Below are 23,920 nucleotides of genomic sequence, written 5' to 3'. Positions count from 1 at the left end.
TGTTCAGGTTTGACAACGGTCGGCAGACGAGCCCCAGGCTACGCGACGGTCTCAAGGACCAAGGGTGGGACGGGGTCTCGCCTGCCGATACCGAATATCACACAGATCAAAGAGACAAGGGTGGGTGCAAACCCACCACACCCCCGGCCCCGGACCACCCCCTACCCGCTCAAATCCGCCGCCCGGTCCACATCCCGCAACCTGTCACAATACCCCACGCGACACCCCGAAAGGCTCGCCACGCTGTCTGCCAGCGCCGTGTCCGTCGACCACCGCACCCCCCGGAACAACCCCGCCGGCGGCCGAGCCACGCGCTTCATGCCAACCAGCCAGAACCCGCCGTCCTCCGCCGGTCCGAAGACCGCGTCACGCTCGCCCAACATCCTGAAAGCCTTGGCCAAATGCGCCTTGCGCACCCCCGGGATATCCCCCCCGATGATGCAGACCGGCCCCGGCGGCATCGCCCCGAGCAGCCGCCCCATCCGATCCCCGAGGTCGCCCCCGCCCTGCGCAACCCTTGGCAAATGCGCGGGCCACACGCGGCTGGCCATCCCGGCCCGGTCCGGCGTCACCGCCAGCACCAGCCGCCAGCGCGGATCCTCCACCCGCCGCAACAGCCTTGCCGTCTGGTGCCGGAACCACCACGCCGCCTCGACCATCCCGATCTCCCGGCCCAGCCGCGTCTTCACCCGCCCCGCCCGCGGCTCCTTCAGCATCACCACGACCTGCCGCCGCGCCCTCACAGGCTGCGGCCCATCATCCGGTGCGGCTGACCCGCGGCATCGGCGAATTCCGGGCCATAGGCGGTAAACCCTAACCGTTCGTAAAGCCCGATCGCGTAGCTCTGCGCCCCCAGCTCGGCCCGTGTCACCCCCGGCACCCTGCGCAGCACCTTCAGGCAGGCCCCGACAAGCGCCAGCCCGATCCCCTGCCCGCGATGCTTCGGCAAGACACAGACCCGCCCGATCTTCCCCGTCGCCCCGTCCAGCAAAATCCGACCGCAGCCCACCGGCACCCCGTCCAGCACCGCCAGCACGTGATGCGCCTCGCCATCACGCCCGTCCTGCTCAACCTCCTCGGGAACCCCCTGCTCCTCGATGAACACCGCCCGGCGCAGCGCGGCACAGGCGGCGATATCCTCCGTCGGCCCGACCTCCAGCGTCACCCGAAATACTCCCTGAGGATCCGGCCATAGATCGCCTTCAACTGCCAGATCTGTTCCACCTCCGCCCGCTCGTCCACCTGGTGCATCGTCTGGCCCACAAGGCCGAACTCCACCACCGGACAGTGATCCTTGACGAAGCGTGCATCCGATGTCCCGCCCGTGGTCGACAGCACCGGCACCACGCCGGTCTCGGCCTCCACTGCCTGCGCCACCATGTCCGACAAGGCACCCGGCGGGGTGATGAAGCTCTCGCCCGACACCTTCACCTCCATCTCGCCGGTCACACCGAACTCTTCGGCCACCCGGTCCAGCTCCCCCTGCATCCAGTCGATCAGCCCCCGGCTTTCTTGCGCATCGTTGAACCGGATGTTCACCGTCGCCCGGCACTGCGCCGGGATCACGTTGGTCGCCGGGTTCCCCGTGTCGATCGTCACCACCGCCAGCGTCGACGGGTCGAAATGCTCGGTCCCCTCGTCCAGCGTCTCGTTCGCCAGCCGGTCCATCAGCCGCGCCATCGCCGGCAGCGGGTTCTTCGCCCGATGCGGATAGGCGGAATGCCCCTGCACCCCGGTGATCGTGAACCACGCCGAAAGCGACCCACGCCGCCCGATCTTGATCATGTCGCCCATCCGGTCGGGGCAGGTCGGTTCGCCCACAAGGCAGACATCCATCCGCTCACCCTCCCGCCCCATCCAGTCGAGCAGCGCCACCGTGCCGTCGACCGCGTCACCCTCCTCGTCGCCGGTGATCGCCAGGATGACGGCCCCCTCCGGCGGCGTCTGCGTCACGAAATCGATCGCGGCGGCGGCAAAGGCCGCCACGCCCGACTTCATGTCGGTCGCCCCCCTGCCCCAAAGAAACCCGTCCTTCTCCTCCGCCCCGAAGGGCGCCACGGTCCACGCGGCCTCGTCCCCCACCGGCACCACGTCCATATGCCCGTTGAAGCCGAAGCTCTTCGCCGCCCCCTTCTCGCCCCAGCGGGCAAACAGGTTCGCCACCCCGTTGCGATCAGCCCGCGCGCAGGCAAATCCCGCCTCGCTCAGCCGCGCCTCCAACAGCGTCAGCGCGCCCCCCTCCTCGGGCGTCACCGAGGGGCAGCGGATCAGGTCGGCGGTCAGGGCAACAGGGTCGGTGGGCTGGGTCATGAGGGTTCCTTTCAGGCGCATTGGGCACCGGCCACAGGCACTGGCCGGTTTCTTCAACCTCGTGAATAACGCTTAACAATCAAGCACAAATCTGCTAGGCAACCCCCAATAAACAACCCGAGGCAGGGCAAACCATAGCGGCCGCAACAGGCCGCGGACCGAGCGGACACTCCGAAACTGTCCCGATGGGGCGTGGGCGCATCTTTCGCGTCCGGCCACGACCATGGTGCCTGCCTCGACAAAAAAGGGACGGGGCAAGCAGGCATGATCGAAAATGTCGAGCGTCCGATAATATTGAAAACGGTCCGCGCATGACCTGGATCGGCGTCACGGATCGCACCTCCGCCTGGTTCTCGCTCGCGGGCCCCGGCGGCGCGCCGGCCGCGGCCGACAGCTTTCCGCCCGACAGCCTTCTGCCCCGCGGCACCCTTCTGGTCGAAACCCGCCTCTCCCCCGACAACCGGCCGCAAACCTTGCTAGCCTTCCGCCGCTCGCACCCGTGGTCCGGCACCTTCTCGCTCCAGGCCCTGCCCGGCGGCAGCGTCGTGCTGATCGAGGCCCAGGGCGACGACACCCGCACCGCCATCCTGCCCTGCCCCTACAACGACCGCACCGACGTGGTGCGCCTCACCTACAGCTGGGATGCCCCCGGCCGCACCGGCCGGCTGAGCATCGAACGCCCCTATCCCAACAGCACCCATTCCGTCGATCTGCCCAACTCGCGCCCCATGGCGCTCGAGGACCTGCGCGAGATCTCCCTCCGCCGCGGCCGGACAGAGATGGACCGCGAGGTGACATTCTACGCCGTCTCCGACCAGATCGAACCCGTGGGCCCGATGCCGGGGCTCACCTCGCAGACCCGGATCCTGACCAGCATGGGCGAAACCCCCGTCCACCGCATCCGCCGCGGCGACGTTGTCATCACCGACCGCGGCGAACAGGTGCCGGTGCTTCAGGTCGTCCGCCGCACGGTGCCCGCCAAGGGCAGCTTCCACCCGATCCGCCTGCGCGCCGGCTATTTCGGCCTGACCCGCGATATCGCCGTCTCGCCCAACCAGAAGCTGGTGATGCGCGGCTCGGATGTCGAATACATGTTCGGCCGCGAGGCGGTGCTGGTGCCCGCCCGGCATCTCGTGAACAACGTCTCGGCCTTCTGGGCCAAGGGGCCGGAAATGGTCACCTACTACCAGGTACTGCTGCCCGGCCACGAGGCGGTGATCGCCTCGGGCTGCGCCGTCTCCAGCCTGCTGATCGGCCGCATCCGTCGCAAGCCCGACGCGCTGGCGGCCAGCGTGCTTGCCGGGTTCGACCGCAGCCGCCTGCCCGAACACGCCCAGCCGGCATGGCCGATCCTCAAGCCGTTCGAGGCCGTGACCCTCGCCAGCAGCCGGGCGGCCTGAACCCCCGGAACCAAATTCCGTCCGCTTGCGTTCAAATCGCATGGTGCAGGACACACAGAACAGGGTATTGAGGGCTTTGCCGCCTGCCACGCGGGCCGAGGTGCTGGGACAGTGCGAGCTGGTCGAATTCGACGCCCGCACCGTGCTGCACCAGGTTGGCGAGAAGACCAACGCCGTCTATTTTCCGGAATCCGCCGTCATCTCGGTGCTGGCCACCTATGGCGACGGCTCCACCATCGAGATGGCCAATATCGGGCGCGAGGCCTGCTCCGGCATCAACCTCACCCTCGGGCGCGAGACCCAGCTTACCGCAAACGAAATCCAGGTCGGCGGCTCGGCCCTGAAATTGCCCGCCTCCCGCTTCGTCAGCCTGATGGAACAGGACGAGTTCCGACACGTGCTCTTCGCCACCGTGCAGGCGGTGCTGTTCCAGGTCATGGTCTCCGGCGCCTGCAATGGCGCCCATGACGCGCGCCAGCGCCTCTCCCGCTGGCTGCTGACCATGCATGACCGCGCCGATGGCCAGCACATGAACCTCACCCACGAATTCCTCTCGCACATGCTGGGCGTGCGCCGGGCGACCGTGTCGAAGGTCGCGGCGGAACTGCGCGAGGAAGGCCTGATCACCTATTCCCACGGCCGCATGGCCGTCACCGATCACAAGGGCCTCCGCAAGGCGAGCTGCGAATGCTACGACCGTGTGCGCGACGCCTACGACACGCTCTTGCCGAATTCTTGACAACACTCAATTGGCTTCTAGGTTGGTGCGATATCGTACAGATCATATGATTAAGACACGTTAACGTTGTTCGGTCGGCGTGGCTGGTACCTTCCACTCGGCCGACGAATCTCAAGGGATATTTGGATGGATCAGGAACGGTTGGGCGACGACGATCAATTGATTACCACCGCAATTCGTCGCTCGCCGCTGGCGATGGTGCTGACCGATCCCCGCCTGCCCGACAACCCGATCACCTATGTGAACAGCGCCTTCGAAGCGCTCACCCTCTACAGCCGCGACTACGCGGTCGGCCGCAACTGCCGGTTCCTGCAGGGCCCCGAAACCGAACCCGAGGCCATCGACCGCATCCGCGACGGGCTCCGCGCCGAGGAAGAATTCGAGATCACCCTCACCAATCACCGCGCCGACGGCAGCGTCTTCCGCAACCAGCTTCTCCTCGCCCCGATCCACGACCCCCAGGGCCAGCTCAACGGCTATTTCGGCCTTCAGCGCAACGTCCCCATGCCCGAAAAGGACGAACGGCCAGAGACCGACGACAACTCGCTCCATCTCCTGCGCGAATTGCAGCATCGGGTGAAGAACCACCTCTCGATGATCGTCAGCATGATCCGCATCCAGGCCCGGCGCGAGGTCACCGCCGAGTCGCTCAAGGCCATCAGCCGCCGGATCGAAGCACTTTCCGTGCTCTACGACGAACTCCTCAACAGCAGCGGCAATGGCGATCCGGACAAGGACCTCGCCGCCGGCGCCTATCTCAGCCGCATCGCCTCGGTCGTGGCCAGCCTCGAGCCGCGCAACGCCATCCGCCTCAACGTCGAGTGCGACGACATCTCGCTGCCCGTCGATCACGCCGCCCGCCTTGGCCTGTTGCTGTCGGAATTCGTCACCAACGCCTTCGAACACGCCTTTGAGGGCCGGGACACCGGCGCCGTCGATGTCCGTTTCACCACGCTCGACGACGGCACCGTCCGCCTCACCGTGCAGGATGACGGCAACGGCATCCCCGAGGGCTACAACTGGCCCTTCGGCGCCGCCAGCATCAGGGAACAGCACGACCGCGCCGAACACAGCGGCGGCCGGCTCGACACCACCGGGCACGATCGCGTGCCAGGCGTCGGCGGCAGCATCGTCACCGCGCTCACCGACTCCCTCGGCGCAAAGCTCACGGTCGACGGGGCCGGGCCGGGCACCCGGATCACCATCGACCTCTGACCCCTAATCGTAAAACGGCGTCATCTGCGCCACGATCACCGCGTTCTCGTCCAGCGCCCGCTGCATCAACTCGCGCTCTTCATCGCTGATCTCGTGCCCCTCGGCCTCCCGCTCCTCCAGCGTGCCGTAGCCCGTCACGTCCAGCGGCGCGGTATCGGCCTGCTTCAGGATCGCCACCGTCTCGCGCACCGCCTCGGCCTCGTCGACGCCGCTGGCATAGACCACCAGCGCCGCGCCCGTGGCCTTCTCCGGCAGCCCATCGCCCGCCTTCCGGCCGATCTCGACCAGAAGCGTGAACACCTGCTGCCGGCGCGGCGGCGTCTTGCTGTTTCCGGACATGACCGTCACCCTTTCCCGTTCCGCCCTGCCCTGCGCCACGCGGGCCCCCAAGTCAATCCCGCTTGCATTCCCGCCGCCAGGCCATACCTTCCCGCCAACGGCAGAGGGAACGCACCCATGAAACGCATCAAGGACATGGTGGCCGAGGCGAACGCGATGGTCGAGCACGCCCCCGCCACCGATTACCTCGACCAGCACGGCGCCGAGGGCGTCACCTTCGTCGACCTCCGCGACCCGCGCGAGCTCGACCGCGAGGGCATGATCCCCGGCGCCTTCCACTGCCCCCGCGGCATGCTCGAATTCTGGATCGACCCCGACTCGCCCTACGCCAAGGAGCAGTTCCAGACCGGCAACCGCTTCGTCTTCTACTGCGCTTCGGGCTGGCGCTCCGCCCTCTCCGCCCGCACGGCCCAAGAAATGGGGCTACCGAACGTCAGCCATATCGACGACGGCTTCTCCGGCTGGAAGGAAGCCCACGGCCCCGTCGGCGAAAAGCCCAGCCGCTCCAAGTAACCGTTTTCTTTAAAAGAAAACGGATCGAGATCTTTTAAAGATCTCGACACCCCCCTTGCCAACCGCGCACAACGCCACACCTCCCGCCCCAACGCAGATCACACGGGAGCCCCCCATGACGAAAACCCTCTTCATCACCGGCGCCTCCACCGGCATCGGCGCCGCCACCGCCCGCGCCGCCGTCTCGGCAGGCTGGAACGTGGGCCTCATGGCCCGCTCCGCCGACAAGCTGGAAACCCTCACCGCCGAACTGGGCGACGCCGCGCTGGCGCTGCCCGGCGACGCCACCGATCTCGCCGCGCAACAAGACGCCGTCCGCCGCACAGTCGACCGCTTCGGCGCCCTCGACGCGGCCTTCGCCAATGCCGGCACCGGCCTCGACACGCCGGGCACCGAGGGCGGCGACCCCGAGGAATGGCGCAAGCTCGTCGATCTCAACGTGATGGGCGTACTCTACACCGCCCGCGCCGCCCTGCCGGAGTTGCGCAAGACGCGCGGCCACCTCCTCCTCACCGGCTCCGCCGCCGGCCGGACCCACATCAAGGGCTCGATCTACTCGGCCTCCAAGTGGTTCGTCCACGGCTATGCCGGCAACATGTCCGAGGAAATGCGCGACTGGGGCGGGCGCTGCACCCTGATCTCGCCCGGCATGGTCGACACGCCCTTCTTCGACGAGGCCAAGCCGGACAAGCTCAAGCCCGAAGACGTGGCCGGCGCCGTGATGTTCGCCCTCTCGCAAGGCCCCCGCGCCGAGGTCCGCGAGGTCCACGTCATGCCGACCGGCTGAGGCATGCGCGCGCCCCGCACCGGGGCGCGCCTCCCGATCAATCCCGCAGCAACTCGTTGATCCCGGTCTTCGACCGGGTCCGCTCGTCCACCCGCTTGACGATCACGGCGCAATAGAGGTTGAGGTTGTTCTTCGTCGGCATCGAGCCCGACACCACCACCGAATAGGGCGGCACCTCGCCCATGAAGACCTCGCCGGTCTCCCGGTCGACGATCTTGGTCGACTGGCCGATATAGACCCCCATGCCGAGCACCGAGCCCTCGCGCACGATACAGCCTTCCACGACCTCCGACCGCGCCCCGATGAAGCAGTTGTCCTCGATGATCGTCGGGCCGGCCTGCATCGGCTCCAGCACGCCGCCGATCCCCACGCCGCCCGACAGGTGCACGCCCTTGCCGATCTGCGCGCAGGAGCCTACCGTGGCCCAGGTATCCACCATCGTCCCCTCGTCCACATAGGCCCCGAGGTTCACGAAGGACGGCATCAGCACCACGCCCGGCGCGATATAGGCCGATTTGCGCACCACACAGTTCGGCACCGCCCGGAACCCGGCCGCCTTCCATTGGTTGTCGCCCCAGCCCTTGAACTTGCTGTCGACCTTGTCCCACCAGCCGCCGCCTTGCGGGCCGTTGTCATGCTGTTCCATGTCCTTGATGCGGAACCCCAGCAGCACGGCCTTCTTCGCCCACTGGTTGACGCGCCATTCGCCGTCAGCTTGCCGCTCGGCCACGCGCAGCTTGCCGCTGTCCAGCGCCTCGAGCGTGTCCTCGATGGCCTCGCGCGTCTCGCCGCCGGTCGAGGGGGTAATGCTGTCGCGTGCATCCCACGCGGCTTCGATGGCTTGTTCAAGTTGGGCGTTCGACATCGGGCGTCTCCGTGACAGGTCTGGTTCTCGCTGCCATGCCCTATACGGGCGCACGGGGCAGATCGCAATGCGACGCCGCACCGGCCGTTCGCGGCACGGGCACCCTCCGCCCCACGAAAAAACCGGCGGCGCCGCGCTGGCCCCGCCGGTTTCCACATCCGATCCGTCGCGGCATTACCGGACGATATACACCACGCGCCGCTCGGCCGGGTCGACCACGACCGGCACACCGTTCACATAGGCGTAACGGTATTCCGACGTCGGCACGGTGTTAAGCGTCACCGCCTCGGGCAGTTGCACGCCGGTCACCACCTCACCCTCGAGGTAGACCGGCTCGACCGGGTTCTCGCGGACATAGACGATGGTTTCCTCGCCCGGATCGCTGGCCCCGCCAAGCGCGGCACCGACAACAGCGCCGGCCGCGGCGCCCACCGGGCCGCCAGCAATCGCGCCGATGATGCCACCGGCGGCACCGCCCACGGCAACGTCGTCGGCATTGCTGTCCTCGTAGGTCACCGTGCTCACCTCGATCTGGTCGCGGTTCGGCGCGATCATCAACTGCTCGCCCTCAAGCGACGCCGATAGGTAATCGCCATAGGCCCAGCCCTCGACGCCGTCGAAGCTGACCTTGCACCAGGCGTTTTCGGCAAGGCACCCGTGCACGTTCACCGCCGCCTCGGCGGGAATGACGCCGACAATGCTCTGCTGCGGCCCGGGGCCCGCGCGCAGGTTCAGGTCGGTCACGGCGGTCGCGCTGGTTTCCGCATAGGCGGCGGTGGCGCCCATGGTTCCGATCAGGGTCAGGGTAAAAAGCTGCATCTTCATGGCTGGAATCCTCATAGCTGTTAAGACACTGCGCAGCCCGGCAGGTTTCCCGCCGGCGCGCTGAGGACACAACGCCGTCGCCCCGCCCCCGTTCCGGGGGCCCGCGGCAACTGGCGTCATCCCGCCGATAGCGGGTCCGGCGCGATGTTGCCGCCGCAGACCAGCACCGCCACCCGCTCGCCCGGCTCGGGCACGTAGGCCCCCGCCATCAGTGCCGCCAGTGCCGTCGCACCAGCGGGCTCCACCAGTTGCCGCATCTCCCGCCACAGGGCCAGCTGCGCCTCCGTGATGGCATCGTCGCCCACCAGCACGCTCTCGATCCCCTGCGCCTTGGCCAGCCCGTAACAGATCTCCCCGATCCGCCTGGCCCCCAGCGCGTTGGCTGCCACGCCCGACACCTCCACATCCACCGGCCCGCCGGCCTTCAACGCGTCATGCAGCGCGCAGGCGGTCGCGGGCTCCACCGCCACCACCTTGCGCCGCCCCTGAAGCCACGCCAGCGCCCCGCCGATCAGCCCGCCACCGCCCACGGCAATCAGCACCGTGTCGGCCTGCAGCCCCTGGTCCTCCCACTCGGCCATGCAGGTGCCCTGCCCGGCCACCGTCGCCTCCGCGTCATAGGCATGGATCTGCATCGCCCCGGTCTCGGCCTCGTAGGCCCGCGCCGCCTCCAGCGCGTTGGCATAGGCCCCCGGCACCACCTGCAAATCGGCCCCCAACCGCTCGATCAGCCCGATCTTCGCGGGCCCCGCCATCTCCGGCACGTAAATCCGCGCCCGATGGCCCAGCTTCGCCCCGGCATAGGCCACCGCCGCGCCATGGTTGCCTCCCGACGCCGCCACCAGCCCGGCCGCCGGCACCTCCATCGACAAAAGCGTGTTGAACGCGCCACGCGCCTTGAAACTCCCGGTGTGCTGCGCCTGCTCCAGCTTCATCTCCACCGGGTAGCCCAGCCCGAACCCGCGGGCCGCCACCACCGGCGTCCGCCGCACGTGGCCACCCACCCGATGCCACGCTGCCTCTATCCCGGCTTTCCAGTCCATCGCCCGTCCCTCCCGCTGGTCAAATCCGGGCGAACCCTATACCCCTATTAGGCCAGACCCAAGCAGGGAAGACACGCTTCATGCAAGACGAACGCTACAGCCAGTTCCGCGACGCCAGCGCCGACCGCAACACCGCCGAACAGGTGCCCGACACGCCCCAGACCCGGGCCCCCGCCTATCGCCTTGCCTTTGCCGATGACGATTTCCTCTGCCGCGACGAGCTGCGCCCGGTGCGCCTCCAGCTCGAGCTGCTCAAGCCCGAGATGATCCTCAACGAGCGCGGCATCGAAAGCACCGTCGTCCTCTTCGGCGGCGCCCGCATCCCGGAACCGGCCAAAAAGGACACCGCCCGCACCGAAACGCTGGCCGGTCTCTCGCGCTTCTATGACGAGGCGCGCGAATTCGCCCGGCTGATGACGATGAAGTCCATGGGGTCCTACGGCAAGGAATTCGTCATCGCCACCGGCGGCGGCCCCGGCGTGATGGAGGCCGGCAACCGCGGCGCGGCCGACGCGGGCGGCTCCTCCATCGGGCTCAACATCGTCCTGCCGCATGAACAGGCGCCCAACGAATACGTGACACCAGGCCTCTGCTTCAACTTCCACTATTTCGCCATCCGCAAGATGCACTTCCTGATGCGCGCCCGCGCCATCTGCTGCTTCCCCGGCGGCTTCGGCACGCTAGACGAGATGTTCGAGGCGCTGACCCTGATCCAGACCGACCGGATGAACCGCGTGCCCTTCCTGCTCTTCGGCGAGGAGTTCTGGCGCACCATCATCAACTGGGAGGCGCTGTCCGAGGCCGGCACCATCTCGGCCGAAGACCTCGACCTCTTCCAGTTCGTCGAAACGGCACAGGAAGCGATGGAGATCATCGAGAACTGGAGCGGGGACATCCCCCACCCCTGACCTGCGTATTGGTGCCCCGTTCCAGGAGGGGGGGAACGGGGCACCGGCACGATCCTACGGAAAGGCCCGCAAGCAAGGCCGAACAGGGTCGGCTTCCCCGTGACTAGAGGCTCAAGGTTAATTCCCCGTTTACGCCGTCAGGAAACCCGTCCCACACAACACCCGTCCCGGGCTCGACCCGGGACCTCGCGCCGCACACGCCCCCGCGAACCGCAAACGCCCCCAGCTCAGGCCCCCTCGAACGCACAAAGTGCGTGCACATCCATCCCCAGCTTCTCGAGCCGCGCCCGGCCGCCCAGCTCCGGCAGGTCGATGATGAACGCACAACCCAAAATCTCGCCCCCCAGCCGCTCGATCAGCCGGATCCCGGCCTCCGCCGTGCCGCCCGTCGCCAGCAGGTCATCCACCAGCAACACCGTCTCGCCCGCCGAAATCGCGTCGTCATGCACCTCGACCACCGCCTCGCCATACTCGAGCTGGTAATCCTCGGATATCACCTTCCCCGGAAGCTTTCCCTTCTTCCGGATCGGCACGAACCCGACCGAAAGCTGGTGCGCCATCGCGCCGCCAAGGATGAACCCCCGCGCCTCGAGCCCCACGACCTTGTCGATCCTGAGCCCGGCATAGGGGTGCAGCATCTGGTCCACCGCCATGCGGAACCCGCGCGGATCGGCGAACAGCGTCGTCACGTCGCGGAACATGATCCCCTCGTGCGGGAAATCGGCGATCGTGCGGATATAGTCTTTGACGTTGGTGGATTTCGGCATGTCCGGCCCCCGGGATGATGTCGGTTCCGTGGTCCGGTTTCGCCGATCCCGGCCCCGTTCGCAAGGGCCGGGTCGGGCGCGCCCCGCCGGGCACGCGGCGTCAGTGCACGTTCCGCGTCCTGACGATCAGCGTGTAAAGCGCGTTCGGCACCCAGCGCAGGTGCGGGCGTTTCCAGTCCATCCGTTCGCGCAGCAGATAGTACTTTGCCGTATCGAGTGTCATTTTTTCAGTTCCTTTCCCGCCGTTTGGCCGTTATGTTGGCCTCGACTGCATATGCAATGTATATACATTGTATTGGCAGAAAGTCAAGCATGGCAGGGGCGAAAACAGCGTGAACAAGAAAGACGACAAGAAGGACAAGAAGAAATCGGGCAAGAAAGACAGCCAGTTGATCCTTCGCCTCGACAAGCAGGAGCGTGATGAATTCATCAAGCTCTGCAAGGAGATGGACACCAGCGCCGCCCGAGAAATCCGCGCCTTCATCCGCAGCTTCGTGGAAAAGAACGGCTGACCCGCCCCCTCACCACAGCGCGGGCTTGGCCACCATCAGCCAGAACACGCCCACCAGCGCGATGAACGCCGGCCAGCCCAGCACGAACCACACCCGAAACGCCCGCTGCGCCGCCTCCGGCAACGGCTCGTCGCGCAGCAGCGCCGCGCCCGCCATGTCGCGAATGTTGATCTGCAACCGCACCACCGGCACCCACGCCGCCAGCGCCACGAGGTAGAGCGCATAGGTCACCACCAGCCAAGGCTCCCCCGCGCCATACCCCGCCAGATGCACCAGCCACAGCCCGCTCAACGGCTGCACGATCCCGGCCGGCAGGGTGAACAGCCAATCCGCCACCACCACCCCCGACGCGACCGAGTGGATCGTCTCCAGCCGCCCCGTCCGCATCGCCCAGACCATCTGGAACGCCGTTCCGATCCCCGTGCCGAACAGCACCGTCGAACTCAGGATATGCAGCCATTTCGCCAGCAGGTACGGATCGACGCTCACCGCTCGTCCTCCAGAACCGCCACCACCGCGATCAGCGCCAGAACCGGCAGGTTCTTCAAAAGCCCGCCCAGCGGCAACAGCCACAGCAACGGCGCCAGCACGCTGAACGCCACCGTGTATCCCAGCACCATCGCCGCCTGCACGCCCGCCATCAACCTCGGCCGCCACCCCCGCAACAGCGCGCCCGCAATCGCAAGGTCCGCGACACCAACCAGCCGCGCAAACGCAACGGCCAGCCAGTCCGGCACGCCGCTTCCCGCGATCAGCGGCAGGAACTCCGCCGCCGGCAGGAACAGCCCGATCAGTCCCGAGGCCAGCCACAATACCGCCAGCACCACCCGCAGCACCGGCCGCATCAGGTAGAGCCGCGCATGCCACAAATCCTGCGTCCCCGCGGGCCGTGCATTCACAAACTCCGAAAACCCCCGCGGCGCCTCCGGCATCTCCCTGACCGCCGCGCTCGGCTCCGCCAAAACCCCTGCCTCCAACTGCCGAACCGCCGTCAACGAAATCGGCCCCAGCCGCATCGCATCGCCAATCCGCCCCATCCCCCGGCACAGCCAGACCGGCAACCGCAGAACCGGCACCGCCGACAGCCCCAGCCACCGCCGCAACCCCTGCAACATCTCCGCCTGCGTCACCACTTGCCGTCCGCCGATTTCCTGCACCCCCTCCACCGGATGCGCCAGCAAATGCGCCACCGCCCGCGTCAGGTCCGCCACATGCACCGGGTTGAACGGCTGTGCGCCCTTCCCCACCACCGGCACCACGAACGGCAACGCCGCCAACGCCCTTGCCAGCGACGACCCGCCATAGGACGTCTCCCCCAGCACCAGCCCCGCCCGCAGCGGCACGATCCCATGCGCCAGCGCCACCGCCTCGCCCTCGCGCCTGTGCCGCGCAAATCCCGTCTCGCTGTCATCGATGCCCACGGCGGAAATCAGCACGCCCCGCACGTCGCCCAGCGCCTCGTACACCGCCGCCGGCGCCCGCACATGCACCGCCTCCGACACGCCCTCCGACGCGCTCAGCACGCCCGCCGCGTTCACCACGTGGCTCACCCCTGCAAGCCGCCCCTGCCAGAAATCCACAGTCGCCGCCTCCGGCGCCGCCAGATCGGCCTCCAGCGTCTCGAACCCCATCCGCGCCAGCCGCCCGCACCGCCGCGCCGAGGCCACCACGGGCCACCCCGCCGCCCGCAGCCCGAACGCCAGGTGCCGCCCGATGAACCCATCGGCCCCGAGGATCAGAACCTTTCCGGAATGGCCGCTCATGCGCTCCGGCGCAGGGTCGCGGTCATCACCCCCATGCCGATCAGCGCCACGCCGCCCCCGCGCGTCAGCCAGGTGATCACGCCGGGTTTCCGGATCGTCTGCCGCAGCCTGTCGGCCAGCAGCGCATAGGCCAGCGCATTCACCGCCGCCAGCCCCACGAAAGTGGCGATCAGGATGGCGAATTGCGGCGCCAGCGGCTCACCCACCGTCACGAACTGCGGGACAAAGGCGATAAAGAACGCGATCGACTTGGGGTTCAGCGCCGTTACCGCCGCCGCGTGCCAGAACACCCCGCGCCCGTCGACCTGCGCGCCGCCAACCTCCTCGAGCCCGCCCGCCGGCGCGCTCCGCAACAGCTTGATCCCGAGCCACACGAGGTACACTGCCCCCGCCCATTTCAACACGGTGAACAGCGTGGCCGAGGCCAGCACCAGCGCCCCCAGCCCCATCAGCGACGCGCTCATCGCGAACAGATCCCCCAGCGCCACGCCGGTCGCACTCGCCACGGCAACACGCTTGCCCTGGCTCAGCGCATAGCTCAGCACCAGAAGCACGGTCGGCCCCGGGATCAGCAGAAGCGCGGTCGACGCGGCCGCAAAGGCCAGCCAGAGATCAAATGGCATGGAAATCTCCCCTCTCAACCCGTAGGCCGGGCTTCAGCCCGGCACCTCTCCCGAGATACCCAACCCCGAACCCGCCCCGACGTCAACGCCCGGCACCATTCCGCCCGGAACAAGCCGCGCCCGGCGGAATACACAAACACCCGTCCCGGCCCCCGAGCCGGGACCTCGCCCCGCAAGAGACCCCTGATCAGGCCCGAAGCACAGCCCCAATCACCGCGGAGACAACACCCGCCCCGCAACCGCATCCAGCATCCCCACCAGCTCCGGATCCCTCGCCTCCGGCGCCGTCAAAATCGCGAACTCCAAAGCCCGGTCGCAGCCATGCGGGCAAGCGTCCCGCTCCGCCCCCAGCAACCCCGGCAGCCCCTTCACCATCGCCCGGGCCTTGTCGGCATTGCCCTGCAACGTCGCGATGATCGCCGAGATATCCACCTCGCCGTGATGCGGATGCCAGCTGTCGTAATCCGTCACCATCGCCACCGAGGCGTAGCAAAGCTCCGCCTCTCGCGCCAACTTGGCCTCCGGCATGTTGGTCATCCCGATCACGTCGCAGCCCCATACCTCGCGATACATCTTCGATTCCGCCAGCGTGGAAAATTGCGGCCCCTCCATCGCCAGGTAGGTCCCGCCCCGGTGCACCGTGATCCCCGCCGACCGGGCGGCACTCTCGCACGCCTCGCTCAACCGCGGACAGGTCGGATGCGCCAGGCTCACATGCCCGACACAGCCCGTGCCGAAGAAGCTCTTGTCCCGTGCGATCGTCCGGTCGATGAACTGGTCGACGATCACGAAATCCCCCGGCGCCATCTCCTCGCGGAACGACCCGCAGGCGGAAACGGAAATGACATCCGTCACCCCCAGCCGCTTCAACGCATCGATATTGGCCCGATAGGGCACCGTGCTGGGGCTGTGCACATGCCCCCGCCCGTGCCTTGGCAGAAAGGCCATCTTCACGCCCCCGACTTCGCCGCACAGAACCTCGTCAGACGGCGCGCCCCACGGGCTCTCGACGCGCACCCACTCGGCCCCCTCCAGCCCATCGATCTGGTACAACCCGGATCCGCCGATCACCCCGATCATCGTCTCGTTCATGCCTGTCTCCCTGCCTGTCACCCCCGCAATCTGCCTTGCCTTCGGCGGAATGGAAACCCGCCCCGGTGTATCCATGCAGCCACCACAAGGCACCTTTCCCACGGGCGGGGGTGGCGCCCGATGCTGCGGTGCAGTATCAGGCCCGCAAACCGAACGAAAAAATCTCAGAGAGAACCGCCCCGTGACACGCGACCTCAAGGCCGCCGTAGCCAGCCGTCTTGCCATCCCCCACCTGCGCCCCGGCCCGCGGGAACCGTTCACCCCCGCCCGCCTCCGGATCGAGCTCCTCTCGGGGCTCACCGTCGCACTGGCGCTGGTGCCCGAGGCGGTGGCCTTCGCCTTCGTCGCCGGCGTCCACCCGCTCGTGGGCCTCTACGCGGCCTTCCTCGTGGGTCTCATCACCGCGCTGATCGGCGGCCGGCCCGGCATGATCTCGGGCGCCACCGGCGCGCTGGCCGTCGTCATGGTCTCGCTCGTCGCCCAGCACGGGGTCGAATACCTCTTCGCCACAGTTGTCCTGATGGGCATCCTGCAAATCACCGCCGGCGTGCTGCGCTGGGGCAAGTTCATCCGCCTCGTGCCGCACCCGGTCATGCTGGGCTTCGTCAACGGGCTCGCCATCGTGATCTTCCTCGCCCAGCTCGGCCAGTTCAAGGTGCCCGGCACCATGGTCCAGACCGATCACGGCATGTCGGGCGGCGAATGGCTGTCGGGCATGGCGCTCTACACCATGCTCGGCCTCGTCGCGCTGACCATGGCGCTGATCTGGGTCATGCCCCGGATCACCCGCGTGATCCCCGCGCCGCTCGCCGGCATCGCCATTGTCGCCGGGATCGTCATCGCCTTCGGCCTCGACGTGCCCCGCGTGGGCGATCTCGCTTCGATTCAGGGCGGGCTGCCCTCGCTGCATATCCCGATGGTGCCGCTCAACCTCGAAACGCTCGAGATCATTCTCCCCTACGCGGTGATCCTCGCCGCCATCGGCCTGATCGAAAGCCTGCTCACCCTCAACCTCGTGGGCGAGATGACCGGCAAGCGCGGCGGCGCCAGCCAGGAATGCATCGCGCAAGGTGTCGCCAACACCGTCACCGGCTTCTTCGGCGGCATGGGCGGCTGCGCCATGATCGGCCAGTCGATGATCAACGTGAAATCCGGCGGTCGCACCCGCCTGGCCGCCATCGCGGCGGCGCTTTTCCTGCTGGTCTTCATCCTCTTCGCCGCGCCGCTGATCGAACAGATCCCGCTGGCGGCGCTCGTGGGCGTGATGTTCATGGTGGTGATCGGCACCTTCGCGTGGAACTCGCTGACGATCCTGCGCAAGGTCCCCCTGACCGACGCACTGGTCATCGTGCTCGTGACGGTCGTCACCGTGCAATACGACCTTGCCATCGCGGTGGTCGTGGGCGTCATCGTCTCGGCGCTGGCCTATGCGTGGAACAACGCCACCCGCATCCACGCCCACACGCGCGACTCGGTCACCGAAACCGGCGCCAAGGTCTATGAAATCCAGGGGCCGCTCTTCTTCGGCTCGGCCGCCGGCTTCGCCGAGCTCTTCGACATCGAGAACGACCCCGACGCCGTCATCGCAGATTTCGCACGCAGCCGCGTGGTCGATCAATCGGCCCTGCAGGCCATCGAAGCCATCGCGGCGAAATACGAGGCCGCGGGCAAGCGCATCAAGCTCCGCCATCTCAGCCCGGATTGCCACCGCCTTCTGAAGAAGGCCGGCCACCTCGTCGTCGACAGTGACGACGACCCGGATTACCAGCTGGCAGTCGATTACGGCGTGCGCACCGGCGTGCTTGGCGGGGCCGAGGGCTAGCTCAGGCCGCCGCGCCCAGTGCACAAAGGTCGTTGCCCTGCACCAGCGAGGTGACCACGCGGCCCTCGGCCGTGTCGCGGATGCCATAGCCATAGCCGCGCAGGCGATGCTGCCATTCGCGTTCCGACACGGCCAGCGCACGCTCGCGCATCACAAGGTCGCGGATCTTGTTCGGGTTCATCGGTTCCATATCTGTTTCCTTCCCTCGGACAGTAATGTTTCTGGAACCGGGATAATTTCGCCGTGTGGCAACAATCGTGCCGAATTGGGGCAAGGCGCGGGAATCTTCGCGGCGGCCTGAGCCGGGCCGTCAGCTCAGGAACCTCGCACAGGTCGCCTCGAAATCATCGAACATCGGCGCCCGCCCGAACCCGTCCGGAAAGGCACCGTTCCGGCCCATCCCGGCGATCCGGTCACAGGCCTCGGCAATCCGCCCGCAAAGCCGGCCCATCTCTCGCTCCTGCCTCTCGGCTGCCCGCCGCGCCGCCTCGGCGCATCGGCGGGTCAGGGCCATGTCGGCCTCGAACGCCGCTTCCGGTGTCGCCGCCATGCCCACCCCCGGAACCTCTCCGGGCACGACGCCCTGCCCGTCCGCCAGCCCGGCTCGCACGATCGCCGTGGCATAAAGCATCGCCGCCCCGCTCAGCCGCCAGGCGTTATCGGCCCCGGCCCTGTCGGCCTGCGCACGCGCCAGGAAGGCGTGCAGCAACGCCTGCTCCACCAGCGCCGTCAGCAGCGCCAGCACCCCGGCCACCTCCGGCACCGTTTCGACATCCGGCCCCGGCGCCCCGGCCTCCGCAAGCCGCGCCTCCAGCCATCCCCGGTAATCCGCTCTCGGCGCCGCGGCCCGCGCGATGCAGGCCCGCGCCGCGTCATCCTCTGCCCGCGCGGCGCCCAGCACCGCCGCCATGGCCTCCTCCATCTCCCGCTCCGCCCGCAGCACCGAAGGCACGTCCCGCCCCGGCCGGACCCAATGCGCCGGAAGCCGTACCGGCACACCCCGCTCCACCAGCAGCGCGGTAATGTCCATCGCGTTGGCGAAATCCACCTCGTCGATGGCGGTCACACGCGGCAAATGCGCCTCGTCCCCCAGCGCCCGCAGAACCAGCATGTGCAGGAACTGCTGATGCACCGCCGTCAGCTCCACGCGCGACAGCGCCACCAGGTGCCGCTCGGTCTCGGTCATGTCGCTCCCCCGCATCCCGCCGGCACGTCCCTCACATCACCTCGTCGACCCGCTGCAACTGCGCTTCCTGCTCGCGCCGTGCCTCCGCCGCGGCCACCAGCGCCCGGAACAGCCGCCTCTGCCGCCGCGCATAGAACAAATGCTCCGGATGCCACTGCACCCCCAGCGCGAACGGGTCGCGCACCCGCTCCACCGCCTGGATCATGCCGCCGGGATCGCGCGCCGCCACCCGCATCCCCCGGCCCAGCGCGTTCACCGCCTGGCTGTGCAGCGCGTTGACCCGCATCGCGTGCTCCCCGGCGATCGCCGCCAGCCGCGTGTGCCGCTCCACCCGCACCGTCTTGCGCGGCAGGACGGTCCAGTGCTTCCGGCTCCGCTCGTACACCTGGTAGGCATCCTGGTGCAGCGTCCCGCCCAGCGCCACGTTGAGCATCTGGCTCCCCCGGCAGATGCCCAGCACCGGTTTCTTCGCCTCGAAACACGCCTCGACGATCCCGCGCTCCATCGCGTCCCGCTCGGGGTCGAGCCGCGCCGAGGTCACGATCTGCCCACCATAAAGATCCGGCGATATGTCGTCCCCCCCGCCGATGATCACCCCGTCCACCGCCGGCACGTCGACCTCGCCCGCCTCGTCCCAGCGCACCGACCGGCCCCCGGCGATCCAGACGTTCAGCGCCACCAGCGGGAAGATCCGCCAGCCCGACCGGCGCGAGGTGGTGACCGCGATCACCGGCCGGCTCATGCCGGGCCCCCGCCCGCATCCGCCAGCCCCCGCTGCGTCAAGATGGCGCCACACCGCTCGGCCCAGAACGCCCGCGGCATGGGCACACCGGCATAGGCCGCTTCCCAGCCCTGCGACAGCTCCGCCAGCGCCTCGGTATCGGCCGCCACCCGTTCCACCGTCCGCCAGCGCCGCCATTCACTGTCCAGCGTCCAGCCCGGCTCGTCGATCCGGCAATCCGGCAGACGGAAGTGAAAGGTCGGCCGCGCCGAGGTGGCGCTGGTCAGCACCGACCCCATCCGCCCCGCGTCGAGCCACGCGAAGACCGGCAGCATGTCCAGCCCGAAATTCCGCGACGGCGCCTCCTGCGCATAGGCATCCATCACATGCCCCAGCCGCGCCCCGCGCCCCAACGCGATCAGCCGCCGCACCAGCCGCCGCGGATAGGCCGCCGCAAACGGCAGCACCCGGCGCATCTGGTCGATCGGGTTGGCGACCCGCAGCCAGTCCTCGATCAGCGCATAGGCCAAAAGCGGCGGCACGATCGCCTCCGCCCGGTCCGACGCCACCTGCACGTTCAGATGCACCCCGAACCCGAAGAACAGCCCGCCCCCGCTACCCAGCGCACCGGCCTGCCTGAGCGCCTCGCGCAGATCGTCCAGCGCGATCAGCCCGTCCCGGTCCAGCGGGTCGGTGACAATCTCCACCGGGATCACCTCCCGCCCGAGGCTCAGCGCCGCATCCCGCAGCGCGGTCTTGTCGGCATGGCGCAGCGCGGTATCGAGATAGACCTTGAGCGCCCCGATCCGGCTGTCCTCGACCTGCCAGATCGCCTCGTCCACCTGCCGCGCCACCCCGCCCAGGTGCCGCGCACAAATCTCGGCACAGCGCGCCTCGCCCAGCCCGCCCAGCTCGATCTCCACACCGGTCAGGCGCGGACCGCCCTCGGCGGTCTCCGGCTGCGGCAGGGGCGCGAAACTGTTCTCGGGCGAAAGCATAAGGTCAATCTAGGTCCCGCCCCGCCGGACGCAATCACAAACCGGCCCGTTTTCCCGGCAATGCCCAATCCTCGGCGCCCCGCGGCGCCCCGCCGGTTACATTTCCGTGAACGCGCGACAATCCCGTTCAGCATCAAAGTATTACCTGATCTAACCCGGCCCAGGCACGCCGATTTCAACCCATCCATTCCACGGAGGACCGGAGCGCACATGACCCCCCTCACCGACACCCCCCATCGCTACGGCCTGATCACCCGGATCCTCCACTGGGGCATGGCCCTGCTCTTCGCCGCCCAGTTCCTCTCCGCCGTCGCCCACTGGGCCCTCCCGCGCGAGAACGCCACCCGCGAGCTGCTCTGGAGCTACCATTACCCCCTCGGTGCCACGCTCTTCCTGCTGGTGCTGCTGCGCGGGGCGTGGGGACTCGCCAACCTGCCCCGCCGGCCCGAGCACACCGGCGACCTCATCGGCCGGGCGGCGGTGGCGGGCCACGTGGCGATCTACGCGCTGATGGTCATCGTGCCCTTCACCCGCCTCCTCGCCGCCGCCGGCAGCGATCGCGGCTTCACCTATCTCGGCCTGCAGATCTTCGCCCCGCGGGAGACGGAAATCGCCTGGATGCAGGCCCCCGCCGAACTGCACGGCGAAATGGGCTGGGTGCTTGCGCTCCTGATCCTCGTCCACATCGCCATGGCGGTCATCTGGCACCGCCTCATTCGCCGCGACGAGGTGCTGCATCGCATGGCGGGCTGACACCGTTATCTGCAAAGAAAACGGGGTAGGACATGCGCATGTCCTACCCCGGAATTTTTCCAAAATTCCGCCCCCGCCGGGACGGAATCCCGTCAGCCCATCCCCGCCTCGGCCTCGATGGCCTGGCGCGATTTCCGTTGCCGTTCGGTCGCCGACTTGAGCTGCCCGCAGGCCGCCATGATGTCCTCGCCCCGCGGCGTCCGGATCGGGCTGGCATATCCCGCCTTGTAGACGATATCGGCAAACCGCTCGATCCGCTCCCAGTCGCTCCGCTGGTGCGGGGCGCCGGGCCATTCGTTGAACGGGATCAGGTTGATCTTCGCCGGGATGCCCTTGATCAGCTGCACCAGCCGCCGCGCATCCTCGTCGCTGTCGTTCACATCCTTCAGCATCACGTACTCGAACGTGATCCGCTCGGAATTCGACGCCTTCGGATAGGCCTTCAGCGCCTCCAGCAACGTGGCGATGTTCCACTTCCTGTTGATCGGCACCAGCTTGTCGCGCACCTCGTCGGTGGTGGCGTGGAAACTCACCGCCAGCATGCAACCGATCTCCTCGGCCGTCTTGGCGATCTCCGGCACCACGCCGGAGGTCGACAGCGTGATCCGCCGGCGGCTCAGGGAAATCCCCTCGCCATCCATGGCGATCTTCATCGCGTCCCGCACGTTGTCGAAATTGTAAAGCGGCTCGCCCATCCCCATCAGCACGATGTTCGACAGCAAACGCGGCTTCTCCCCCGCCCCCTCGCCGGGCCTGGGCCACTCGCCCAGGTCGTCGCGCGCCATCATCACCTGACCCACGATCTCCCCGGCGGTCAGGTTCCGCACCAGCTTCTGCGTGCCGGTGTGACAGAAGGAACAGGTCAGCGTACAGCCCACCTGGGAGGAGATGCACAGCGTCCCCCGGTCGGTCTCGGGGATATACACCACCTCGACCTCGTGACCGCCGGCGATGCGGGCGAGATACTTGCGTGTCCCGTCCGCGCTGACCTGCTTGCTCACCATCTCGGGAATCTCGATGACGAACTTCTCGGCCAACTGCGCGCGATACGCCTTCGACAGGTTCGTCATCGCCTCGAAATCCCGCACGCCCCACCAGTAGACCCACTGCCAGATCTGGTTGACCCGCATCTTGGCCTGCTTCTCCGGCGTGCCATTGGCGATCAGCGCATCGCGCAAACCGTCACGGGTCAGCCCGACGATATTCACCGGCCCCTCCGGAAGCTTCCGGGGGATCGTCAGCACATCCTGGGTGATGGGGGCACTGTCGGTCATGGCTCTGGCAGTCCTGTTCTCAGATGCGTGCAGATATACGATCTGCACGCCGATTCCAAAAGGTTTCCCTTACGCGGCGTTGCTCCGGCGGCGCCTGCGGCGGTTGCGCTTGGGCGCCCCGCCGGGGGCGTTGTTGGCGGCCGGGTTGCCACCTCCGCCCCCGCCGCCGCGACGACGACCCTGGCCGCCACCCCGGCGCGGTCCGCGTGCGCCATTGGCCGGCAGCGGGCTCTCGCCGCTGGCCACCGGCACCTCGATCTTCATCAGCCGCTGGATCTGGTGCAGCAGGTCCGCATCCTCCGGCGCGCAGAAGGCAATCGCCTCGCCCTCACGGCCGGCCCGCGCGGTCCGCCCGATCCGGTGCACGTAATTGTCCGGCACCTCCGGCAGGTCGTAGTTGATGACATAGCCCACGTCGGGAATGTCGATTCCCCGCGCGGCCACGTCCGTCGCCACCAGAACCGTCACCGTGCCCTCGCGGAACGCCTTGATGGCGCGGTCGCGCTGGCCCTGGCTCTTGTTGCCGTGGATCGAGGCGGCGTTGTATCCGTCGCGCACCAGCCCCTTCATCAGCTTCTCGGCGCCATGCTTGGTGCGCGCGAAAACCAGCGTCAGCGCGTCGCTGTTCATCGTCAGGATCTCGCGCAGCTTGCCGGGCTTGTCGCCCTTGTCGAGGAAATGCACCGACTGGGTGATCTTGTCGGCGGCCTTGCCCGGGGGCGCCACCTGCACCTTCACCGGGTTGGTCAGGTAGGCGCCCGACAGCTCCTCCATCTGCTTCGGCATCGTGGCCGAGAACAGCATGGTCCGGCGCGGCGTACCCAGCTTCGGCGCGATCTTCCGCAGCGCATGGATGAACCCCATGTCGAGCATCTGGTCCGCCTCGTCCAGCACCAGTGATTTCGCCTGGCTCAGGTCGACCGAGCCGCGATCCATCAGGTCGATCAGACGGCCCGGCGTGGCCACCAGGATATCCGTTCCCCGGCTCAGCGCCGCGATCTGCTTGTTGATCGACTGGCCGCCCACCACGGTAAAGACCCGCAGCTTGGTGCCCTCGGTCAGCGGGCGCAGGTTGTCGGCGATCTGGTTCACCAGCTCGCGCGTCGGCGCCAGAACCAGCGCCTTCACCGTCTTCGGCAGCGGCTTGCCGGGGTTGGCCAGCAGATGCTCCACCAGCGGCAGGCCGAAGGCCAGCGTCTTGCCGGTGCCGGTCTGCGCCAGCCCCATGATGTCATGCCCCTCCAGCGCCGGCGGAATCGCCTTGGTCTGGATCGGGGTCGGTTTGTCGATGCCGGCGCGAGTCAGCGCGGCGATGATGTTCGGCGACAGGCCGAATTCGGAAAAATCTTGCAAAGGGTATCCTTCTTGGGCCGCGTCCCTGCGGCCTTTGCGTCTGGCCGCATCGCGACCGTCGAGGGTTTGCGCTGGCCTCGGAACGGGCGGGCGTCTCCCGCGCCATCCGGCC

28 protein-coding genes are annotated in these 23,920 nt (G+C 68.0%); 9 read left to right on the top strand and 19 right to left on the bottom strand.

Annotated elements, in window-relative coordinates; genetic code table 11:
* Positions 1–161 precede the first annotated feature (161 nt).
* Genes RLN94_RS00220 through dapE form a run of 3 tightly spaced genes read right to left on the bottom strand, consistent with a single transcriptional unit; the run spans position 162 to position 2,310 of the window.
* Entirely contained in the window at positions 162–716 is a 555-nt protein-coding gene (locus tag RLN94_RS00220; RefSeq protein WP_350130312.1) for a TIGR04282 family arsenosugar biosynthesis glycosyltransferase, read from the bottom strand.
* 23 nt (positions 717–739) lie between these two features.
* Positions 740–1,159 carry a GNAT family N-acetyltransferase gene (locus RLN94_RS00215; protein WP_502949414.1) on the bottom strand — a complete coding sequence of 140 codons (420 nt, stop codon included), beginning with the start codon at positions 1,157–1,159 and terminating at the stop codon, positions 740–742.
* Positions 1,160–1,161: 2 nt separating this feature from the next.
* Positions 1,162–2,310: a succinyl-diaminopimelate desuccinylase gene (gene dapE, locus RLN94_RS00210; protein WP_350130308.1), complete on the bottom strand. Its 1,149-nt coding sequence runs from the start codon at positions 2,308–2,310 to the stop codon at positions 1,162–1,164.
* 311 nt (positions 2,311–2,621) lie between these two features.
* On the opposite strand from dapE, the gene RLN94_RS00205 reads away from it, so the two are divergent.
* The 3 genes from RLN94_RS00205 to RLN94_RS00195 all read left to right on the top strand — a co-directional run bounded on the left by RLN94_RS00205 (position 2,622) and on the right by RLN94_RS00195 (position 5,664).
* On the top strand, positions 2,622–3,710 hold the full coding sequence (locus RLN94_RS00205) for a Hint domain-containing protein (protein WP_350130306.1): 1,089 nt from the start codon (positions 2,622–2,624) through the stop codon (positions 3,708–3,710).
* Between the two features lie 76 nt (positions 3,711–3,786).
* Positions 3,787–4,449, top strand: a complete 663-nt coding sequence (locus tag RLN94_RS00200; protein ID WP_350130304.1) for a Crp/Fnr family transcriptional regulator — start codon at positions 3,787–3,789, stop codon at positions 4,447–4,449.
* Positions 4,450–4,575: 126 nt separating this feature from the next.
* Positions 4,576–5,664, top strand: a complete 1,089-nt coding sequence (locus RLN94_RS00195; protein WP_350130302.1) for a PAS domain-containing protein — start codon at positions 4,576–4,578, stop codon at positions 5,662–5,664.
* A 3-nt stretch (positions 5,665–5,667) separates the two neighbouring features.
* Here RLN94_RS00195 and RLN94_RS00190 read toward each other — a convergent pair whose 3' ends face one another.
* Positions 5,668–6,003: a DUF8846 family protein gene (locus RLN94_RS00190; RefSeq protein WP_350130300.1), complete on the bottom strand. Its 336-nt coding sequence runs from the start codon at positions 6,001–6,003 to the stop codon at positions 5,668–5,670.
* Between the two features lie 117 nt (positions 6,004–6,120).
* Between RLN94_RS00190 and RLN94_RS00185 the strand changes: the two genes are divergently transcribed.
* Together RLN94_RS00185 and RLN94_RS00180 are read left to right on the top strand one after the other, a co-directional pair.
* Entirely contained in the window at positions 6,121–6,516 is a 396-nt protein-coding gene (locus tag RLN94_RS00185; protein ID WP_350130298.1) for a rhodanese-like domain-containing protein, read from the top strand.
* A gap of 115 nt (positions 6,517–6,631) precedes the next feature.
* Entirely contained in the window at positions 6,632–7,303 is a 672-nt protein-coding gene (locus RLN94_RS00180; protein ID WP_350130296.1) for an SDR family oxidoreductase, read from the top strand.
* A 37-nt stretch (positions 7,304–7,340) separates the two neighbouring features.
* Here the strand turns inward: RLN94_RS00180 and dapD are convergent, their stop codons facing one another.
* The 3 genes from dapD to RLN94_RS00165 all read right to left on the bottom strand — a co-directional run bounded on the left by dapD (position 7,341) and on the right by RLN94_RS00165 (position 10,036).
* Positions 7,341–8,168: a 2,3,4,5-tetrahydropyridine-2,6-dicarboxylate N-succinyltransferase gene (gene dapD, locus RLN94_RS00175; protein WP_350130294.1), complete on the bottom strand. Its 828-nt coding sequence runs from the start codon at positions 8,166–8,168 to the stop codon at positions 7,341–7,343.
* A gap of 174 nt (positions 8,169–8,342) precedes the next feature.
* Entirely contained in the window at positions 8,343–8,993 is a 651-nt protein-coding gene (locus tag RLN94_RS00170) for a DUF1236 domain-containing protein (protein ID WP_350130292.1), read from the bottom strand.
* Between the two features lie 116 nt (positions 8,994–9,109).
* Positions 9,110–10,036 carry a threonine/serine dehydratase gene (locus RLN94_RS00165; protein ID WP_350130290.1) on the bottom strand — a complete coding sequence of 309 codons (927 nt, stop codon included), beginning with the start codon at positions 10,034–10,036 and terminating at the stop codon, positions 9,110–9,112.
* A gap of 80 nt (positions 10,037–10,116) precedes the next feature.
* Here RLN94_RS00165 and RLN94_RS00160 point away from each other — a divergent pair, with 80 nt between their 5' ends.
* Positions 10,117–10,944, top strand: a complete 828-nt coding sequence (locus RLN94_RS00160) for an LOG family protein (RefSeq protein ID WP_350130288.1) — start codon at positions 10,117–10,119, stop codon at positions 10,942–10,944.
* Positions 10,945–11,171: 227 nt separating this feature from the next.
* Here the strand turns inward: RLN94_RS00160 and RLN94_RS00155 are convergent, their stop codons facing one another.
* Both RLN94_RS00155 and RLN94_RS00150 read right to left on the bottom strand, forming a co-directional pair.
* The gene (locus RLN94_RS00155) at positions 11,172–11,711 is read right to left on the bottom strand and encodes an adenine phosphoribosyltransferase (RefSeq protein WP_350130286.1); all 540 of its coding nucleotides are present in this window, start codon (positions 11,709–11,711) and stop codon (positions 11,172–11,174) included.
* 100 nt (positions 11,712–11,811) lie between these two features.
* Complete coding sequence (locus RLN94_RS00150; RefSeq protein WP_350130284.1) at positions 11,812–11,934, bottom strand: hypothetical protein; 123 nt, start codon at positions 11,932–11,934, stop codon at positions 11,812–11,814.
* Between the two features lie 109 nt (positions 11,935–12,043).
* Here RLN94_RS00150 and RLN94_RS00145 point away from each other — a divergent pair, with 109 nt between their 5' ends.
* Positions 12,044–12,223, top strand: a complete 180-nt coding sequence (locus RLN94_RS00145) for a hypothetical protein (protein ID WP_350130282.1) — start codon at positions 12,044–12,046, stop codon at positions 12,221–12,223.
* 9 nt (positions 12,224–12,232) lie between these two features.
* Here RLN94_RS00145 and RLN94_RS00140 read toward each other — a convergent pair whose 3' ends face one another.
* The 4 genes from RLN94_RS00140 to RLN94_RS00125 all read right to left on the bottom strand — a co-directional run bounded on the left by RLN94_RS00140 (position 12,233) and on the right by RLN94_RS00125 (position 15,701).
* A complete protein-coding gene (locus tag RLN94_RS00140) occupies positions 12,233–12,712 on the bottom strand; it encodes a DUF2269 family protein (RefSeq protein WP_350130280.1) in 480 nt (159 codons plus the stop codon).
* Positions 12,709–13,986 (bottom strand): DoxX-like family protein, encoded by a 1,278-nt coding sequence (locus RLN94_RS00135; protein WP_350130278.1) that lies wholly within the window; start codon positions 13,984–13,986, stop codon positions 12,709–12,711. The genes RLN94_RS00140 and RLN94_RS00135 overlap by 4 nt, the downstream gene beginning before the upstream one ends.
* Positions 13,983–14,609, bottom strand: coding sequence for a LysE family translocator (locus tag RLN94_RS00130; protein WP_350130276.1), 627 nt, complete (start codon positions 14,607–14,609; stop codon positions 13,983–13,985). The genes RLN94_RS00135 and RLN94_RS00130 overlap by 4 nt, the downstream gene beginning before the upstream one ends.
* A gap of 210 nt (positions 14,610–14,819) precedes the next feature.
* Positions 14,820–15,701 (bottom strand): S-methyl-5'-thioadenosine phosphorylase, encoded by an 882-nt coding sequence (locus RLN94_RS00125; RefSeq protein WP_350130274.1) that lies wholly within the window; start codon positions 15,699–15,701, stop codon positions 14,820–14,822.
* A 223-nt stretch (positions 15,702–15,924) separates the two neighbouring features.
* Between RLN94_RS00125 and RLN94_RS00120 the strand changes: the two genes are divergently transcribed.
* On the top strand, positions 15,925–17,523 hold the full coding sequence (locus tag RLN94_RS00120; protein ID WP_350158838.1) for a SulP family inorganic anion transporter: 1,599 nt from the start codon (positions 15,925–15,927) through the stop codon (positions 17,521–17,523).
* Position 17,524: 1 nt separating this feature from the next.
* Here the strand turns inward: RLN94_RS00120 and RLN94_RS00115 are convergent, their stop codons facing one another.
* From RLN94_RS00115 to RLN94_RS00100, 4 genes are all read right to left on the bottom strand, one after another.
* Complete coding sequence (locus RLN94_RS00115) at positions 17,525–17,713, bottom strand: hypothetical protein (protein ID WP_350130270.1); 189 nt, start codon at positions 17,711–17,713, stop codon at positions 17,525–17,527.
* A 120-nt stretch (positions 17,714–17,833) separates the two neighbouring features.
* A complete protein-coding gene (locus RLN94_RS00110) occupies positions 17,834–18,709 on the bottom strand; it encodes a ferritin family protein (RefSeq protein WP_350130268.1) in 876 nt (291 codons plus the stop codon).
* A gap of 31 nt (positions 18,710–18,740) precedes the next feature.
* A complete protein-coding gene (locus RLN94_RS00105; protein WP_350130266.1) occupies positions 18,741–19,451 on the bottom strand; it encodes a gamma-glutamyl-gamma-aminobutyrate hydrolase family protein in 711 nt (236 codons plus the stop codon).
* A complete protein-coding gene (locus RLN94_RS00100) occupies positions 19,448–20,428 on the bottom strand; it encodes an amidoligase family protein (protein WP_350130264.1) in 981 nt (326 codons plus the stop codon). Before RLN94_RS00100 ends, RLN94_RS00105 begins: the two co-directional genes overlap by 4 nt.
* A gap of 210 nt (positions 20,429–20,638) precedes the next feature.
* On the opposite strand from RLN94_RS00100, the gene RLN94_RS00095 reads away from it, so the two are divergent.
* Positions 20,639–21,181, top strand: a complete 543-nt coding sequence (locus tag RLN94_RS00095; protein ID WP_350130262.1) for a cytochrome b — start codon at positions 20,639–20,641, stop codon at positions 21,179–21,181.
* A 92-nt stretch (positions 21,182–21,273) separates the two neighbouring features.
* On the opposite strand, the gene rlmN is transcribed toward RLN94_RS00095, so the two are convergent.
* Both rlmN and RLN94_RS00085 read right to left on the bottom strand, forming a co-directional pair.
* Positions 21,274–22,455 (bottom strand): dual-specificity RNA methyltransferase RlmN, encoded by a 1,182-nt coding sequence (rlmN, locus tag RLN94_RS00090; protein ID WP_350130260.1) that lies wholly within the window; start codon positions 22,453–22,455, stop codon positions 21,274–21,276.
* A 69-nt stretch (positions 22,456–22,524) separates the two neighbouring features.
* Positions 22,525–23,808, bottom strand: coding sequence for a DEAD/DEAH box helicase (locus tag RLN94_RS00085; protein ID WP_350130258.1), 1,284 nt, complete (start codon positions 23,806–23,808; stop codon positions 22,525–22,527).
* Positions 23,809–23,920 lie beyond the last annotated feature (112 nt).

The sequence above is a fragment of the Roseovarius sp. genome, assembly GCF_040223625.1.
In the GTDB taxonomy this organism is placed as follows: domain Bacteria; phylum Pseudomonadota; class Alphaproteobacteria; order Rhodobacterales; family Rhodobacteraceae; genus Roseovarius.
This window is presented reverse-complemented; position numbering and strand designations above follow the sequence as displayed.